Origin of the sequence: Bradyrhizobium genosp. L (genome assembly GCF_015624485.1) — a bacterium.
Classification (GTDB): domain Bacteria; phylum Pseudomonadota; class Alphaproteobacteria; order Rhizobiales; family Xanthobacteraceae; genus Bradyrhizobium.
In genome coordinates, this window is the sequence record NZ_CP061378.1 from 5,173,287 (window position 1) to 5,189,495 (window position 16,209).

The 16,209-nt window shown below is 64.1% G+C and carries 14 protein-coding genes; 7 read left to right on the forward strand and 7 right to left on the reverse strand.

The window, feature by feature from the left end:
• Positions 1-5 precede the first annotated feature (5 nt).
• Positions 6-875, reverse strand: a complete 870-nt coding sequence (locus IC762_RS24705) for a branched-chain amino acid ABC transporter permease (protein ID WP_195784813.1) — start codon at positions 873-875, stop codon at positions 6-8.
• 174 nt (positions 876-1,049) lie between these two features.
• A complete protein-coding gene (locus IC762_RS24710; RefSeq protein WP_195784814.1) occupies positions 1,050-2,231 on the reverse strand; it encodes an ABC transporter substrate-binding protein in 1,182 nt (393 codons plus the stop codon).
• A gap of 326 nt (positions 2,232-2,557) precedes the next feature.
• Between IC762_RS24710 and IC762_RS24715 the strand changes: the two genes are divergently transcribed.
• Positions 2,558-2,842 carry a hypothetical protein gene (locus IC762_RS24715; RefSeq protein WP_195784815.1) on the forward strand — a complete coding sequence of 95 codons (285 nt, stop codon included), beginning with the start codon at positions 2,558-2,560 and terminating at the stop codon, positions 2,840-2,842.
• Here the strand turns inward: IC762_RS24715 and purU are convergent.
• Positions 2,839-3,702 carry a formyltetrahydrofolate deformylase gene (gene purU, locus IC762_RS24720; RefSeq protein ID WP_195784816.1) on the reverse strand — a complete coding sequence of 288 codons (864 nt, stop codon included), beginning with the start codon at positions 3,700-3,702 and terminating at the stop codon, positions 2,839-2,841. The genes IC762_RS24715 and purU overlap by 4 nt on opposite strands.
• 136 nt (positions 3,703-3,838) lie before the next feature.
• On the opposite strand from purU, the gene IC762_RS24725 reads away from it, so the two are divergent.
• Positions 3,839-4,681 carry a uroporphyrinogen-III synthase gene (locus IC762_RS24725; protein WP_195784817.1) on the forward strand — a complete coding sequence of 281 codons (843 nt, stop codon included), beginning with the start codon at positions 3,839-3,841 and terminating at the stop codon, positions 4,679-4,681.
• A gap of 113 nt (positions 4,682-4,794) precedes the next feature.
• Here IC762_RS24725 and fcl read toward each other — a convergent pair whose 3' ends face one another.
• From fcl to IC762_RS24740, 3 genes are all read right to left on the reverse strand, one after another.
• Positions 4,795-5,751, reverse strand: coding sequence for a GDP-L-fucose synthase (gene fcl / locus IC762_RS24730; RefSeq protein ID WP_283816277.1), 957 nt, complete (start codon positions 5,749-5,751; stop codon positions 4,795-4,797).
• Positions 5,732-6,817, reverse strand: coding sequence for a GDP-mannose 4,6-dehydratase (gene gmd / locus IC762_RS24735; RefSeq protein WP_195784818.1), 1,086 nt, complete (start codon positions 6,815-6,817; stop codon positions 5,732-5,734). Before gmd ends, fcl begins: the two co-directional genes overlap by 20 nt.
• Before the next feature lie 144 nt (positions 6,818-6,961).
• A complete protein-coding gene (locus IC762_RS24740) occupies positions 6,962-7,636 on the reverse strand; it encodes a Crp/Fnr family transcriptional regulator (protein WP_195784819.1) in 675 nt (224 codons plus the stop codon).
• Positions 7,637-8,014: 378 nt separating this feature from the next.
• Here IC762_RS24740 and IC762_RS24745 point away from each other — a divergent pair, with 378 nt between their 5' ends.
• The 5 genes from IC762_RS24745 (at position 8,015) to IC762_RS24765 (ending at position 14,209) form a co-directional block, all read left to right on the forward strand.
• On the forward strand, positions 8,015-8,836 hold the full coding sequence (locus IC762_RS24745; RefSeq protein ID WP_195784820.1) for an ABC transporter ATP-binding protein: 822 nt from the start codon (positions 8,015-8,017) through the stop codon (positions 8,834-8,836).
• Complete coding sequence (locus tag IC762_RS24750) at positions 8,833-10,761, forward strand: long-chain fatty acid--CoA ligase (protein WP_195784821.1); 1,929 nt, start codon at positions 8,833-8,835, stop codon at positions 10,759-10,761. Before IC762_RS24745 ends, IC762_RS24750 begins: the two co-directional genes overlap by 4 nt.
• 136 nt (positions 10,762-10,897) lie before the next feature.
• Positions 10,898-11,791: a branched-chain amino acid ABC transporter permease gene (locus IC762_RS24755; protein ID WP_195784822.1), complete on the forward strand. Its 894-nt coding sequence runs from the start codon at positions 10,898-10,900 to the stop codon at positions 11,789-11,791.
• A gap of 3 nt (positions 11,792-11,794) precedes the next feature.
• On the forward strand, positions 11,795-12,868 hold the full coding sequence (locus IC762_RS24760) for a branched-chain amino acid ABC transporter permease (protein ID WP_195784823.1): 1,074 nt from the start codon (positions 11,795-11,797) through the stop codon (positions 12,866-12,868).
• 57 nt (positions 12,869-12,925) lie between these two features.
• Entirely contained in the window at positions 12,926-14,209 is a 1,284-nt protein-coding gene (locus tag IC762_RS24765) for an ABC transporter substrate-binding protein (RefSeq protein ID WP_195784824.1), read from the forward strand.
• 92 nt (positions 14,210-14,301) lie between these two features.
• On the opposite strand, the gene IC762_RS24770 is transcribed toward IC762_RS24765, so the two are convergent.
• Positions 14,302-16,188 (reverse strand): FG-GAP-like repeat-containing protein, encoded by a 1,887-nt coding sequence (locus IC762_RS24770; RefSeq protein WP_195784825.1) that lies wholly within the window; start codon positions 16,186-16,188, stop codon positions 14,302-14,304.
• Between the last annotated feature and the right edge of the window lie 21 nt (positions 16,189-16,209).

The window sequence follows — 16,209 nt, forward strand, 5'->3', positions numbered from 1 at the left end:
GCAGCTCACCGTGCAGCTGGGCGGCCGAACAGGCCGTTCGGGCGCCAGAGCAGGATCACGATCATGACGGTGTAGATCACGAACGGGCCCATCTTCGGCACGTAATATTTGCCGGCGACGTCGGCGATGCCGAGCAGCAGCGAGGCGAGGAACGGCCCGGTGATCGACGAGGAGCCGCCGACGGTCACGACGATCAGGAAGTAGATCATGAACTTCAGCGGGAAGTACGGATCGAGCCCGAGGATCTCCGCACTCAGCGCACCGCCGAGGCCGGCGAGGCCGCAACCGAATGCAAAGGTGAAGGCGAACACCTGCGGCACGTTGATGCCGAGCCCGATCGCGGCGCGCGGATCGTCGACCGCGGCGCGCAGCCGGCTGCCGAATCTGGTCTTGGCCAGGATCAGTTGCAGTGCCAGCGTCAGCAAGCCGCAGATCACGACGAGCATCAGCCGGTAGCGGCCGATGCCGACGCCGAACAGATCGATCTGCCCTTCCAGCGCCGCGGGAAGCTTGATGAACACCCGCGACGATCCCATGATGTAGTCGACCGCGGCCACCGACATGAAGACCAGCCCGATCGAGAACAGCACCTGGTCGAGATGGCTGCGGGTGTAGAGATGGCGGTAGAGGGCGCGCTCCAGCACGACGCCGATCGCGGCACTTCCGACAAAGGCGAGCGGCAGCGCGGCAAAGAACGGCCAGCCGAGATTGTTCGCCAGCACCGCGCAGATGTAACCGCCGGCCATGGCGAAGGCGCCATGCGCGAGGTTGACGAAGTTCATCAGCCCGAGCGTCACCGCGAGCCCGCAGGCGAGCACGAACAGCAGCATGCCGTAGGCGACACCGTCGAACAGGTTGGTGAGGATGGAAGCCATGAGGTCAGCTTATCGAGAGAAGGCCACGACGCGAATGCCGAACAGACCGTCACGGCCGGGCTTGTCCCGGCCATCCACGTCTTTCCCGCCGCGGGGACGGGCGTGGATGCCCGGGTCAAGCCCGGGCATGACGTGGAAAGGGCGGAGCTCAGACCGGGAGAGCGCCCTCGCCTATCATTTCTTTGTCTTGCCGGAATCCTTGACGGCCTCGAAGGTCTGGAACTCGACATTGTAGAGCTCACCGTCGACCTTCTCGACCTTGCGGATGTAGATGTTCTGGACGATGTCGCGGGTTTCCGGGTCGATCGAGATCGGGCCGCGCGGGCTTTCCCACTTCATGCCCTTCATCGCCTCGATCAGCTTGTCGCCGTCCGTCACGCCGCCCGTCTTCTTCAGCGCCTCATAGATCAAATGGATGCCGTCATAGCCGCTGACGGCCATGAAGCCCGGGCGGTTGCCGAACGCCTTCTTGTAGGCGGCGACGAAGTCCTTGTTCATCTGCGAGGGGTGCGCTGCCGAATAGAGATGCGCGGTGACGGCGCCGAGCGCGGCATCGCCCATGTTGTTGAGCAGGTCGTCGTCCATGACGTCGCCCGGCCCGATCACCTTGATGCCGCTCTTGTCGAGCCCGCGCTCGGCATATTGCTTCATGAAGTTGCCGCCCTGCCCGGCCGGCACGAACACGAACATCGCGTCCGGCTTGGCGTCCTTCATGCGCTGCAGGAACGGCGCGAAGTCGGGATTGGCCAAGGGCACCTTGACCTCCTCGACGATCTCGCCGCCGCCGGCGGTGAAGTGCTGCTTGAAGGACGCCAGCGCGTCATTGCCCGGCGCATAGTCCGAGGTCAGCGTCGCCACCTTCTTGATGCCGTTCTTGACCGCCCAGTCGCCGATGATGGTGGAGGATTGCGCCAGCGTGAAGCTGGTGCGTACGATATAGGGCGAGCGCTCGGTGATGATCGAGGTGCCGGCCGCCATCACCACTTCCGGAATCTTGGCCTGCGTCGCCAGCGGCGCCGCCGCCAGCGCAGCGGGCGTCACGCCGAAGCCGGCGATGAAGTTGACCTTGTCGTTGACGATCAGCTCCTGGGCGAGGCGCTTGGTGTTGTCGGGAATTGCCGCGTCGTCCTTCAGGATGACCTCGATCTTCTTGCCGGCGACGGTGTCACCCTTCTGCTGCATGTAGAGCTTGACGGCGTTGTCGATCTGCTTGCCGGTCGAGGCCTGGCCGCCGGTCATCGGCAGGATCAGGCCGATCTTCACGGTATCTTCCGCGCGCGCCGGCGCGATCGCACACAGGCCCGCGAGCGAGGCCGTCGTGGCGGCCCACAGCAACATTTTGCGACGATTATACATCAACGTCCCTCCCCCTTCCGGTCTTCTGCCTCGAACCGATTGCCCCGGTCCCTGTCTGCCGCTCGCTTGCATTGCTTGCCGCGGCAACACAACGCGACATGGCGTCTTCCAACGCCCGGTTGTCAATCGGACGATGGGCGTGTGCCTCTCGCGACGCGACAAATCCCGTCGCGACATTTGGTATCAAAATACCGCAATAGATTGGTCGGCGCCGTTTGTACGATTGTACAAATCAAACGTGGCCGTCAACAAAGAAGCACAATTGAAGCCGATCGGTCGCGCCCTAAATCCATCATCGTTAAAGGTTACGGCTGTACCCTTCGCCCATGCCGATCGTCGCCCGCCATATCCGCGCTATCGCCGCCCTCGCGCTCACAGCCTGCGCACTGGGAGGCTGCGGCACGATCAACGAGAAGCTCGCGGGCGGCATGGCCGACGCCATTCCTGCCTGGGCCGGCGGCCTGCCCTCGGACGCGCCGCCGCGCCAGGGCACGCCCGAATACGACGCGTACATGAAGGAACGGGAACGCAAGCGCCTGATGCCGGCCGCCGAGCGTGGCGACGATCCGGCCAAGCCCGCAGCTTCGACATCACAGGACGCCGTGCATTAATCGACGAACACCACGGTCTTGCGGCCGTTGAGGATGACGCGGTCGGCGAGATGGTAGCGGATCGCGCGCGCCAGCACGCGGCGCTCGATGTCGCGGCCCTTGCGAACGAGATCATCGGGCGTGTCGCGGTGGCTAATCCGCTCGACGTCCTGGTCGATGATCGGCCCCTCGTCGAGATCGCTGGTGACGTAATGCGCGGTGGCGCCGATCAGCTTGACGCCGCGCTCATGTGCCTGGTGATAGGGTTTTGCGCCCTTGAAGCCCGGCAGGAAGGAGTGATGGATGTTGATGCAGCGGCCGTTGAGCCGCGCCGACATCTCGTCCGACAGGATCTGCATGTAGCGCGCCAGCACGACGAGATCGGTCTGCGTCTCCTGCACCAGCTTCCACACCGCATCTTCATGCTGGCGCTTGGTCTCCCTGGTCACCGGCAGATGGTGGAACGGGATGTCGCCGAAATCGAGCGAACCGTAGACCTCGCGCGGATGGTTGGAAACGATGGCGGTCGGTATCATCTCGAGCTCGCCGGTACGCCAGCGGTAGAGGATATCGACCAGGCAGTGGTCGGACTTCGACACCAGCAGCATCACGCGGCGGCGGCTGGCGCGGTCGCGCATCTGCCAATCCATGGCGAAGCGCTCGGCGATCGCGGCAAAGCCGGTCTGCAGCGCCGTGAGTTCGACCGCGAGGTCGGCCGCGGTGAACACCACGCGCATGAAGAATTTGCCGGTCTCGATGTCGTCGAACTGCTGGGCATCCAGGATGTTCTGCCCGTTGTGGGCCAGGAAAGTCGACACCGCGGAGACGATGCCCGGGCGATCCGGACAGGACAGGGTCAGAACGAATTGATGGTCGGGCATGCGAGTTGACCAAAGCTTGAGCAGGAACGCGGGATCGCGATTTCGGGCCCCCGTCTATCACCGCCCGCGCCCTTGCGCCAATCCTGCGGAGTGTTCAAATCGAACCAATGACGGCAACGTTTGTTAGAGCACCATCATGGCTGACCGGCTGAACGGCTACCGCATCCTGATCCTGGAGACGCGCGAGGAGGCGCAGTTCTCCCGCCTGCTCACCGAGCAGGGTGCCGACGTCGTGCAATGCCCGATGTTCACCATCCACGATGCGCCGGATCCGGCGCCGATCGAGGCCTGGATCCGCCATGCCATCGAACGGCCGCTCGACGACCTCGTGCTGATGACCGGTGAAGGCCTGCGCCGCCTGATGGCGGTGGTGCGGCGGCTCAGCCTCGAGGCAGAATTCGTCGGCAGTCTCTCCCAGACCCGCAAATTCGCCCGCGGGCCGAAGCCCGGCCGCGCGCTGCGCGAGATCGGGCTGGAGCCGCAGGTGACGACGGAGAAGCCGACGTCCGAGGGTGTCATCGAGATGCTCTCAAAGCTCGACCTGAAGGGACATCGGCTCGGCCTTCAGCTCTATCCGGACAAGGACCATGCGGCGCTGATCAACGCGATCAAGGCCCAGGGCGCAGAGGTCGATACCGTGCTGCCCTATGTCTATGACGCGCAGGCCGCCGATGCCAATATCGTCACCGCGATCGAGGAGATGGCGCGGGGCCGGATCGATGCGATCGCGCTGACCAGTTCTGGCCAAGTGCGTCGGCTGATCGACGTGGCGAAGGCGCATGGTTGCGAGGCGGAGCTGCGCGAGGGGTTGAAGCAGACCCCGATCGCTTCCGTCGGGCCCGTCGTCTCGGACGAGTTGCAGGCCCATGGCCTGCGCACGGACATCGCTCCGGCGGATGGTGCCTTCTTCATGAAGCCGCTGATCTCGGCGATGGCGACTGCGCTGGCGAGCAGTCCGCCGCGGGCGGGAGCGCGGTAGTCGCCACAGCCGTCATTGCGAGCGAAGCGAAGCAATCCATCTGTCCACATATGCGGCGCGATGGATTGCTTCGTCGCTTCGCTCCTCGCAATGACGTTGGAAAGAGCGATACCCTACTCCGCCGCCTGCTTGGTCTCGTTCAGATAGGCCTGGTACGCGCGCCGGATGCCATCCTCCAGCGACGTCGCCACATGCCAGCCGAGCTTGGCCAGACGGCTGACGTCGAGCAATTTTCGCGGCGTGCCATCGGGGCGCGAGGTGTCGAAACCGATCTCGCCGCGATAGCCGACGGCGGCGGCGACTACGCGGGCAAACTCGGCGATCGTGATGTCCTCGCCGGTGCCGATATTGACCAGTTCGGGCGAGGAATAGGTCTTCATCAGATGGATGCAGGCGTCGGCGAGATCGTCGACATAGAGGAATTCGCGGCGCGGCGTGCCGGTGCCCCAGACCACGACATTGCTCGCGCTGGATAGCTTCGCCTCGTGGAAGCGGCGGATCAGGGCGGCGACGACGTGGCTGTATTCGGGATGGTAGTTGTCGCCGGGACCGTAGAGGTTGGTCGGCATCACGCTGATGAAGTCGGAGCCGTATTGAGCGCGATAGGCCTCCGCCATCTTGATGCCGGCGATCTTGGCAATGGCATAGGGCTCGTTGGTCGGCTCCAGCGGGCCGGTCAGCATCGAATCCTCGCGCAGCGGCTGCGGCGCCAGCCGCGGATAGATGCAGGACGATCCGAAGAACATCAGCTTCTCGCACCCATTGGCATGGGCGGCCTGGATCACGTTGGTCGAGATCGCGAGGTTGTCGTAGAGAAACTCGGCGCGCAGCGTGTTGTTGGCGACGATGCCGCCGACCTTTGCCGCGGCGAGGAACACCGCCTGCGGCCGCTTCGCTGCGAACCACGCATTGACCGCGGCCTGATCGCGCAGATCGGCCTCGCTGCGCGACAGTGTCTGTAGCTGCACGCCTTCGCTTCCCAGCCGGCGCACCAGCGCCGAGCCGACCATGCCGCGATGGCCGGCGACGAAGACCGTCTTGCCCTTCAGTTCATACGGAGTGCTTGCCATTGGCGGCGTCCTGTCTGGCTTCGGCGAGATCGCCGGCGACCATTTCCTTCACCAGCTGCGCGAACGGGGTCTTCGGCTTCCATCCAAGCTTGGCGTGCGCCTTGCTGGCGTCGCCGATCAAAAGATCGACCTCGGTCGGGCGGAAATAGGTCGGATCGATCTTGACCAGCGTCTGGCCCGAGGCCTTGTCGACGCCGATCTCGTCGACACCCTTGCCGCGCCACTCGATGCTGCGGCCGACCTCGCCGAAGGCGAGCTCGACGAATTCGCGCACCGAGCGGGTCTCGCCGGTCGACAGCACGAAGTCGTCGGGGGTGTCGGCCTGCAGGATCATGTGCATGCCCTCGACATAGTCGCGGGCATGGCCCCAGTCGCGCTTGGCCTCGAGATTGCCGAGGAAGATGGTCTGCTCCAGCCCGGTCTCGATGCGGGCGACGCCGCGGGTGATCTTGCGCGTCACGAAGGTCTCGCCGCGGATCGGGCTCTCGTGATTGAACAGGATGCCGTTGCAGGCGAACATGCCGTAGGCCTCACGGTAGTTCACCGTGATCCAGTAGCCGTAGAGTTTCGCGACGCCATAGGGCGAGCGCGGATAGAACGGCGTGGTCTCCTTCTGCGGCACTTCCTGCACCAGGCCGTAGAGCTCCGACGTGGAGGCCTGGTAGAACCGGGTCTCCTTCTCCATGCCGAGGATGCGGATCGCCTCCAGCATGCGCAGCACGCCCACCGCGTCGGCATTGGCGGTGTATTCCGGGCTCTCGAAGGAGACCGCGACGTGGCTCTGGGCGGCCAGGTTGTACACCTCGGTCGGCCGGATCTGCTGCATCAGCCGGATCAGATTGGTCGAGTCGGTCATGTCGCCGTAGTGCATCAGGAACGGCACGTTGCCGACATGCGGGTCCTTGTAGAGGTGATCGACGCGCTGGGTGTTGAACGAGGACGACCGGCGCTTGATGCCATGCACGGTGTAGCCGAGGCCGAGCAGATATTCGGCCAGATACGCGCCGTCCTGCCCGGTGACACCAGTGATCAGCGCCACGCGCCGCTTGGAATCCTGAACTGCCATATCGTCTCCAGAGGGCGCACGAAGCGCGCGGTCCAAACCGGGCCGGTCTGTAGCATCCGACCCGGCTCAAGTCTAATGTCCCGGCGGTCCGGAACAGGGGCTTTTGGGCTCGCAAAAGCGCCCCCTCGGGAGCTCCGGCCCGGCTCATTCGCCGTAGTGGCGGAGCCGCTCCAGCTCGATGATGGTCACCCCGCCATATTCGAGCCGGAGCAGCCCCTCCCGCTCCAGCCGCTTCAGGCACTGGTTGGCGTTCTGCCGTGAGATCCCCGACAGCGCGCCGATCTCCTCCTGGGTGATCTCCAGATGCCGCGTCAGGTCCGGATAGAGGATCGGATTGAACAGCGAGGCGATCGAGCGCGCCAGCCGCGCGGTCGCATCCAGCGTGCGGCCATATTCGAGCAGAGCGATGAACTGGCCGAGCCGCTCGTTGAGCTGGCCGACCAGGAAGCGGTTGAAGCCGACGCTGTTCTCGAACAGCCAGACGAAGGTCCGGCGGTCCATCAGCGCGAGCCGCGTGTCTCGGAGCGCGACGACGTCGTAGCGGCGGAGCTCGTTCTTGAGCACGGTGCCCTCACCGAACCAGGCACCGGCGGTGAGACCGGCAAAACTCGCGGCCTTGCCGCCGCGCGAGACGATGCCCATCCGCGCCAGCCCGGTGACGATGCCGGTCCAGTACTGGAAATTGTCGCCGCGCGCGAAGATGAATTCGTTGGCACGGTAGGATTTCTCGGAGATGCCGGCACGCGCGATCTCGATCTCCTGCTCGGTCAGCTCGCGCGACCAGGCCGCGATGCGCTTCAGGTAATCAGCAGCAATCATGCGAGCGACGGCACTCCACCCCAGCCAATATTGCACCGCAACAGCACGGCGCCGATCAGAACCCCGAGGCCTGGAATGCCAGCAAAATTTCCTGACCAATTGTCGGGCACATGACAATCCAGCCTATCGCTTTCCCGTATGGAGAGCCACCTCGCGTCACGCCGCGCGCAACCCCTTGTGGATTGCCGACGGCTGATGATGCGAGACTGGGTTTGCAGTCGGGTGCGGCGTTACCGCGCATGAGGTCGGTGGTCTCTCCGCGGCCTCGTTAGTCGGATGGTCACCCCACAGCGGCCCATGTAAGGTCGAAGCAAGATCGAATTGGTCTTTGGAATGAAGATCAAGAGCGCGCCAAGCGCCTGATCTGGAGGGAACAGGGTGGGCTATAGTCTCGAGGTGCGCGGAGTCTCATTGCGCTTCGGCGGCGTCCGCGCGCTGACCGAGGTGAGCTTCGGCGTCAACGAGGGCGAGCTGTTCTCGATCATCGGCCCCAACGGCGCCGGCAAGACCTCGATCGTCAACTGCATCTCCGGCCGCTACCGGCCAACCGAAGGCCAGCTGTTCTATCGCGGCAAGGACATCACCGGCCTCAACCCCAATGCGCGACCGCGGCTCGGCATCGGCCGCACCTTCCAGAATCTGGCGCTGTTCCACCATATGAGCGTGCTCGACAACATCATGGTCGGCCGCCATCACCTGCTGAAGAACAACTTCATCACGGGATCGCTGTACTGGCTGACCGGCGCGCGCCGCGAGGAGCTCGAGCATCGCCGCAAGGTCGAGGAGATCATCGACTTCCTCGACCTGCAATCGGTGCGCAAGGCGACCGCCGGCACCCTGCCCTACGGCCTGCGCAAGCGCGTCGAGCTCGCCCGCGCCATGGCGCTGGAGCCGCAGCTGATCCTGCTCGACGAGCCGATGGCCGGCATGAACTTCGAAGAGAAGGAGGACATGGCGCGCTACATCGTCGACCTCAACGAAGAGTTCGGCATGACGGTGATGATGATCGAGCACGACATGGGCGTCGTGATGGACATCTCCCACCGCGTCATGGTGCTGGATTTCGGCCGCAAGATCGCCGAGGGCGATCCGGCATCCGTGCTCGCCGATCCCCACGTCAAGCGCGCCTATCTCGGCGAAGAGGACGAGGTGCTGGTCGACCCCGACGACAAGCCTGCGGTGACGGAGAGCGCCGCATGATGGACTATGCCGGACGCGCCGCGCAGGCCGACACCTATCCGAAGCTGCTGCGCCTCAACGCGAAGCAGCACGGCAGCGAGATCGCGTTGCGTGAAAAGGATCTCGGGCTGTGGCGCGAGTTCTCCTGGAATGACTACCAGACCCGCGTGCATGATTTCGCGCTCGGCATGGTCGCGCTCGGGCTCGGCCGCGGCGACGTGATCGGCATCATCGGTGACAACCGGCCGGACTGGGTCGCCGCCGAGATCGCGGCGCATGCGATCGGCGGCATGAGTCTCGGCCTCTACCGCGACGTGCTCGACGAGGAAGCGGCCTATCTGCTCAATTACGGCGAAGCCCGGCTGGTGTTCGCGGAGGACGAGGAGCAGGTCGACAAGCTGCTGACGCTTGCCGATCGCGTGCCGCATCTGGCGCACATCGTCTATTCCGATCCGCGCGGCATGCGGAAATACGATGATCCGCGGCTGATGGAAGCGAGCAAGCTCGTCGCACTCGGCCGCGAACGTGCGGCGCGCGAGCCAGGACTCTACGACAGCCTGGTCGATGCGACCAAGGGCGAGGACGTCGCGATCCTCTGCACGACGTCGGGCACCACGGCCAATCCGAAACTTGCGATGCTCGCGGCGGGGCGCGTGCTGCGGCATTGCGCGACCTATCTCGCCTTCGACCCAAAGGGGCCGGACGACGAATACGTCTCGGTGCTGCCGCTGCCCTGGATCATGGAACAGGTCTACGCGCTCGGCAAAGGACTGCTCTGCCGGATGAAGGTCAACTTCGTCGAAGAGCCCGACACCATGATGAACGATTTCCGCGAGATCGCGCCGACCTTCGTTCTGTTTGCTCCCAGAGTGTGGGAATCGATCGCCGCCGACGTCCGCGCCGGGGTGATGGATGCCTCGCCACTCAAGCAGCGGCTCTACGACCTCGGCATGAAGACCGGACTGGCCGCGCTCGCCGGCGGCAAGCGCTCGCTGTTCGCCGACCAGCTGCTGTTCCGCGCGCTGCGCGACCGGCTCGGATTTACGCGGCTGCGCTCGGCGGCGACCGGCGGCGCGGCGCTTGGCCCTGAGACCTTCAAGTTCTTCCAGGCGATGGGTGTGCCGCTGCGCACGCTCTACGGCCAGACCGAGCTGCTCGGCGCCTACACACTGCACCCCGAAGGCAAGGTCGACCCTGATACCACCGGCATCCCGATGGACGACAGCATCGAGATCCGGGTCGATAACCCCGACGTCAATGGCGTCGGCGAGATCGTGGTGCGCCACCCCAACATGTTCCTCGGCTATTACAAGAATCCCGAGGCGTCGGTCGCCGACATCAAGGACGGCTGGATGCATTCCGGCGATGCCGGCTATTACAACGACAACAAGCAGCTGGTCGTGATCGACCGCATCAAGGATCTCGCCGAGACCGCGCGTGGCGAGCGCTTCTCGCCGCAATATATCGAGAACAAGCTAAAATTCTCGCCCTATGTCGCCGAGGCCGTGGTGCTCGGCGCCGGCCGCGATGCGCTCGCCGCCATGATCTGCATCCGCTACTCGATCATCTCGAAATGGGCGGAGAAGAGCCGGATCTCGTTCACGACCTACACCGACCTCTCCTCGCGCCCCGAAGTCTACGCGCTGCTGAAGCAGGAGGTCGAGACCGTCAACGCCACCTTGCCGCCGGCACAACGCATCTCGCGCTTCCTCCTCCTCTACAAGGAACTCGACGCCGACGACGGCGAGCTGACCCGGACCAGAAAAGTCCGCCGCGGCGTCATCAACGAGAAATACGCCGAAATCATCGAAGCGATCTATCGCGGCAAAGCCAACATCCCCGTCGACACCGTGATCCGCTTCCAGGACGGCACCACGCAGCGGGTGCGAACGACCTTGCAGGTGGTGGATCTCGGCCGTGCCGTCACCGCGGAGGCTGCGGAATGAGCGCAACCGCGGCATATTCCGTCGTCATGCCCGGGCTTGACCCGGGCATCCATCCCGTTCGCGAAAATGCCTTTCTTGCGCGATGGATCGCCGGGTCAAGCCCGGCGATGACGAATGGCACACCTGGCAGCACCTCATGAACACCGCATTCCTGATCCAGCTCATCGTCAACGGCCTCGTGGTCGGCACGCTCTATGGCGTGGTCGCGATGTCGTTTGTGCTGATCTACAAGGCGACCCAGGTGGTCAACTTCGCGCAGGGCGAGTTGCTGCTGGTCGGCGCCTGGGTGTGCTGGGCGCTGTTGACGAAGTACCAACTGCCGTTCTGGATCGGGATGCCGATCACACTCGTCTTCATGTTCGTCTTCGGCATCGCGATCCAGGTCGTGATCCTGCGGCCGATGATCGGCGAACCGATCATCTCCGTCATCATGGTGACGATCGGCCTCTCGACCGTATTCCAGGCCGCGCTGAAGTGGATCTTCGGCGTCAACCCGCAGCCGTTTCCGCGCGTGTTCGAGAGCCAGGCGATCCATCTGTTCGGGCTGCAGATCCAGACCGTCTATGTCATGAGCCTCGTGGTCTCGCTCGCCATGATGGTCGGCATGGCCTGGTTCTTCCGGGCTTCCAAATATGGCCTTGCGATGCGTGCCACCGCGTTCAACCAGCAGGTCGCGCAGTCGCTCGGCATCTCCGTCAAGAGCGTGTTCGCGATGGCCTGGGCGATCTCGGCCACCGTCTCGGCGGTCGCCGGCGTCGTCGTCGCCGTGGTCAACGGCGTGTCGTCGGGCCTCTCCGCCTACGGAATCAAGGTGTTTCCCGCCGCCATCCTCGGCGGGCTCGATTCGGTCGGCGGCGCCGTGCTCGGCGGCATCATCATCGGCCTCCTGGAGAACGTCGCCCAATATGTCGACAGCGAGTATCTGCATTGGGGCAATCTCTACGAGATCGCGCCGTTCTACGTCCTGATCATCATCCTGATGATCAAGCCCTATGGCCTGTTCGGCACCAAGGATATCGAGCGGATCTGATCGATGGCAACAAGCACTCTCATTCCGTCGGGCGACTTCCGCACCTCCTACGCGGCCGACACCACGATCTTCCCGACCACGACCAGCCGCAATTTCGCGATTGTCGGCATCGCGCTCGCCTGCTTTGCGCCGATGCTGCTCTCCAATTACGGGCTCTCGATCGCAATCCAGATCGGCATCTTCGCGATCGCGGCGCTCGGCCTCAACATCCTGGTCGGATTCACCGGCCAGATCTCGATCGGCCATGCCGCGTTCTTCCTGCTCGGCGCCTTCACTTCGGCCTACATCTCCAACAACGCGCCGATCCCGGTGTTCTTCGCGATCCCCCTCGCCGGCCTGATCACGGCGCTGGTCGGGCTGGTGTTCGGCGTTCCGGCGGCGCGGCTGAAGGGGCTCTACCTGGTGATCGCGACGCTCGCCGCGCAATACATCCTGCTCGACTTCTTCTCGCGCGCCGAATGGTTCTCCGGCGGCTCGGTGCCAGCCAGCGCCAACCCGTTCTCGATCTTCGGTTATACTTTCCGCGGCGATAGGCAGTATTTCTACGTCGTGCTCGCCTATGTCGTGATCTGCTACCTGCTCGTCACCAATTTGATGCGCACGCGCGACGGCCGCGCGCTGGTCGCGATCCGCGACCATTATCTGTCCGCCGAGATCATGGGCATCAACCTGACGAAATACCGGACGCTGTCGTTCGGGCTTGCCGCCTTCTTCGCCGGCATCGCCGGCGCGCTCTACGCGCACTACCAGCTCGTGGTCTCGCAGGAAGGTTTCGGCATCGAGCGCTCGGTGCTGTTCCTCGCGATGGTGATCATCGGCGGCACCGGCTCCGTCATGGGCACTTTGATGGGGACCGCGTTCGTGGTGCTGCTGCCGGAATCGATGGAATGGCTGAGCGCCGCACTGAAGGGCGGCGCGATCGACAAGGCGCTGCAGCTCAACAACAACATCACCTTCCTGCGCGAGATCGCGATCGGCCTGATCATCATTGGCTTCCTGATGTTCGAGCCTGATGGCCTCGCGCATCGCTGGCGCCAGATCAAGGCCTATTGGAAGCTCTACCCGTTCTCGCATTGAGGCAGGCACGAAACACACTACAAATTCGGTTCAACGAATAAGCAAGGAGGAAACAAGATGACGATTAGATCCCTTTTGAGCTCGGTCTCCCTCGCGCTGCTGATCGGCGGCGCGGCCACCGCCGCGCAGGCCCAGATCGCGATCGGGCATCTGGAGGACCTCTCCGGCGGCACGTCCGACGTCGGCACGCCCTACGGCCAAGGCGTCGCCGACACCCTCGCCTGGGTCAACAAGAACGGCGGCGTCGGCGGCAAGCAGCTCAACGTCGACAGCACCGATTATGGCTATCAGGTGCCGCGCGCGATCGCGCTGTACAAGAAATGGTCGGCGCCCGACGGCAAGGTCGCGGCGATCATGGGTTGGGGCACCGCGGATACCGAGGCGCTGACCGGCTTCCTCGCGCAGGACAAGATCCCCGACATCTCCGGCTCCTATGCCGCTGCCTTGACCGATCCCGAGGGCACCAGCGGCAAGGCCAAGCCCGCGCCGTATAATTTCTTCTACGGCCCGAGCTACTCCGATGCACTGCGCGCCGAATTGACCTGGGCCGCCGAAGACTGGAAGGCCAAAGGCAAGCCCGGCAAGCCGAAATTCGTCCATATGGGCGCCAACCACCCCTATCCGAACGCGCCGAAGGCCGCCGGCGAAGCGCTCGCCACCGAGCTCGGCTTCGAGGTGCTGCCGCCACTGGTGTTCGCGCTGTCGCCCGGCGACTATTCGGCGCAGTGCCTCAGCCTGAAGAGCTCCGGCGCCAACTACGCCTATCTCGGCAACACCGCGGCCTCCAACATCTCGGTCATGAAGGCCTGCAAGACCGCCGGCGTCGACGTCCAGTTCCTCTCCAACGTCTGGGGCATGGACGAGAACGCTGCCAAGACCGCGGGCGATGCCGCCGATGGCGTGATCTTCCCGCTGCGCACGGCAGTCGGCTGGGGCGGCAATGCACCCGGCATGAAGACGGTGATGGAGATCTCGAAGATGTCGGACCCGTCGGGCAAGATCTATCGCCCGGTGCACTACATCGCCGCTGTCTGCAGCGCGCTCTACCTCAAGGAAGCGCTCGACTGGGCCGCCAAGAACGGCGGCGCCACCGGCGAGAACGTCGCCAAGGGCTTCTACCAGAAGAAGGACTGGGTGCCGGCCGGAATGGAGGGCGTCTGCAATCCCTCGACCTGGACCGAGAAGGATCACCGCCCGACCACCAAGGTCGACCTCTACCGCTCCAAGATCTCAGGTGCGACCGACGGCGACATCAACGACCTGATGGGCAAGGGCACGATCAAGCTCGAGAAGGTGAAGACCGTCGACCTGCCGCGCAAGCCGGAATGGTTCGGCTGGTGAGCCAGCAATTCGCTGACGCGCGAATATGGTCACCGGGCCCGTGGGCCCGGTGACGGAAAGTAAACAAGCACGCCGCTCGCGGCGCGCTTCGCTCACACGATATGCCAGCTGTCGGGGACGACACCCGCGGCGGCGGCAGTATGGGCGGTGGTGGGCTGGGCACCATCCCAGATCGTGAGCGTGCCGTTGCTGCTGTCTTGCAAGAGGATATCGTCGTGGCCGTTGCCGTCATAGTCGCCGATACCGACGATGTACTGGGAACTCGTCACCGTTCCCTGGCTGGCGACCCAGTGGGCGGCGTTGATATTGCCGTTGTCCCAGATCGAAACCGCGCCGTTGTCGTTCTGCCAGAGAATGTCGTCCTTGCCGTTGCCGTCGAAGTCACCGACGCCGACGATATGCCAGCTCGATGGCACCTCGCCGGGATTGGCGATCAGGTGCGCACTGTTGATGTTGCCGTTATCCCAGATCGACACCGAGCCATTGTCGTTCTGCCACAGGATGTCGTCCTTGCCGTTGCCGTCGAAGTCGCCGGTGCCGACGATGTGCCAGCTCGACGCCACCTGGCCCGGATTGGAGATCCAGTGTGCGCTGTTGATGTTGCCGTTATCCCAGATGGAGACCGTACCGTCGGTGTTCTGCCAGAGAATGTCGTCCTTGCCGTTGCCGTCGAAATCGCCGGTGCCGACGACCTTCCAGCTGTCCGGCACGACGCCGGCCGCGGCAAGCGTTTGCGTGCTGCCGGACTGACCGGCATTCCAGACGAAGACCGCGCCGTCGTCATCCTGCCAGAGGATATCGCTGGTGCCATTGCCGTCGAAATCGCCGATGCCGACCACGTGCTCCGAGCTCTGCACGACGCCGGGGTTGGCGATCCAGTGCGCGCTGTTGATGCTGCCGCTGTTCCACACCGACATGGTGCCGTCGTCGTTGCGCCACAGGACGTCGTCCTGACCGTCGCTGTTGAAATCCGAGGGCACCAGCAAATCCACGGGCGGTGCAGGCGGCGGAGGCGGTGGTGGCGGCGGCACAAAGGCCGTTCCGGTGAAGCCGTGCTGATGCCCTTGGCTATCGTCGTAGTACCCGAATATCTCGCCGGAGCCCGTGACGCCGCCGATGCCGGTGTCGGTCGCACCGGGCACGTCGACCGTCGCGAGGACGCCGTCGATGTCCGTGAAGCCGTGAAGATGTCCGGAGCCGTCGAGGTAGTTTCCGACGATCTCGCCGGACGGGTTGATCGCGGTAATCTCGGTGTAGCTCGAGCCTGGGACATCGAACGGGCTGATGCCACCGTTGCTGTAGTAGACATAGCCGTGGCTCTGCGAGGAAGGGTCGGTGTAGTTGCCGACCGCCATGCCGGCGTCGCTGATCCCGATCAGGCTGCTCGTGTAGGCGCCCGGCCCGTCGACCGTGGTGGTGACGCCGTTCTGCATGATGAAGCCGTGATTGTAGTAGTCGGCGCCGGAGTAGGAGCCGACGATCTCGCCGGAGGCGTTCATGGCGGAGGCCGATGTCGCGCTCGATCCGCTGACATCGACGAGGGAATACACATTGTTGATCACGGCGAAGCTCGCGACCCCTCCGTAACCGCCATAGAAACTGCCGAGCATGTTGCCGGAATCGTCGAGATACGAAATGACGGTGTATTCATTCGGCGCGAAATTGTACTGCGTCACGCTGCCATTGTTGTCGATGAAGCCGTCCTGCCGATTGTATTGATCGACATAATCGCCGTAGATCACGCCGCCGGCGGTAATGTAGACGCCGTTGGTGTTGCTCGATCCCGGAGGATCGAACGTGGTACCGACCGAGCTGCCGCGCGCTGCGGTGAAGCCGTGGAAATACGAGTCATCGTCACCGTCGGTGTAGCCGTAATAACCGACCGCATCGCCGGATGCGTCGACTCCGCTGACGCCAACATAGGTGTAGGTGCCGGCCGCTGCCGGAACGTCGATCGACTGGAAGGTGTAGGTCGTCATCTCAAGGCTCCGAGGTCACCG

Bases quoted from the DNA above. Each gene is read 5' to 3' on its own strand.
- IC762_RS24705 (WP_195784813.1), bottom strand. From the start codon at position 875: ATGGCTTCCATCCTCACCAACCTGTTCGACGGTGTCGCCTACGGCATG.
- IC762_RS24710 (WP_195784814.1), bottom strand. From the start codon at position 2,231: ATGTATAATCGTCGCAAAATGTTGCTGTGGGCCGCCACGACGGCCTCG.
- IC762_RS24715 (WP_195784815.1), top strand. From the start codon at position 2,558: ATGCCGATCGTCGCCCGCCATATCCGCGCTATCGCCGCCCTCGCGCTC.
- purU (WP_195784816.1), bottom strand. From the start codon at position 3,702: ATGCCCGACCATCAATTCGTTCTGACCCTGTCCTGTCCGGATCGCCCG.
- IC762_RS24725 (WP_195784817.1), top strand. From the start codon at position 3,839: ATGGCTGACCGGCTGAACGGCTACCGCATCCTGATCCTGGAGACGCGC.
- fcl (WP_283816277.1), bottom strand. From the start codon at position 5,751: ATGGCAAGCACTCCGTATGAACTGAAGGGCAAGACGGTCTTCGTCGCC.
- gmd (WP_195784818.1), bottom strand. From the start codon at position 6,817: ATGGCAGTTCAGGATTCCAAGCGGCGCGTGGCGCTGATCACTGGTGTC.
- IC762_RS24740 (WP_195784819.1), bottom strand. From the start codon at position 7,636: ATGATTGCTGCTGATTACCTGAAGCGCATCGCGGCCTGGTCGCGCGAG.
- IC762_RS24750 (WP_195784821.1), top strand. From the start codon at position 8,833: ATGATGGACTATGCCGGACGCGCCGCGCAGGCCGACACCTATCCGAAG.
- IC762_RS24755 (WP_195784822.1), top strand. From the start codon at position 10,898: ATGAACACCGCATTCCTGATCCAGCTCATCGTCAACGGCCTCGTGGTC.
- IC762_RS24760 (WP_195784823.1), top strand. From the start codon at position 11,795: ATGGCAACAAGCACTCTCATTCCGTCGGGCGACTTCCGCACCTCCTAC.
- IC762_RS24765 (WP_195784824.1), top strand. From the start codon at position 12,926: ATGACGATTAGATCCCTTTTGAGCTCGGTCTCCCTCGCGCTGCTGATC.
- IC762_RS24770 (WP_195784825.1), bottom strand. From the start codon at position 16,188: ATGACGACCTACACCTTCCAGTCGATCGACGTTCCGGCAGCGGCCGGC.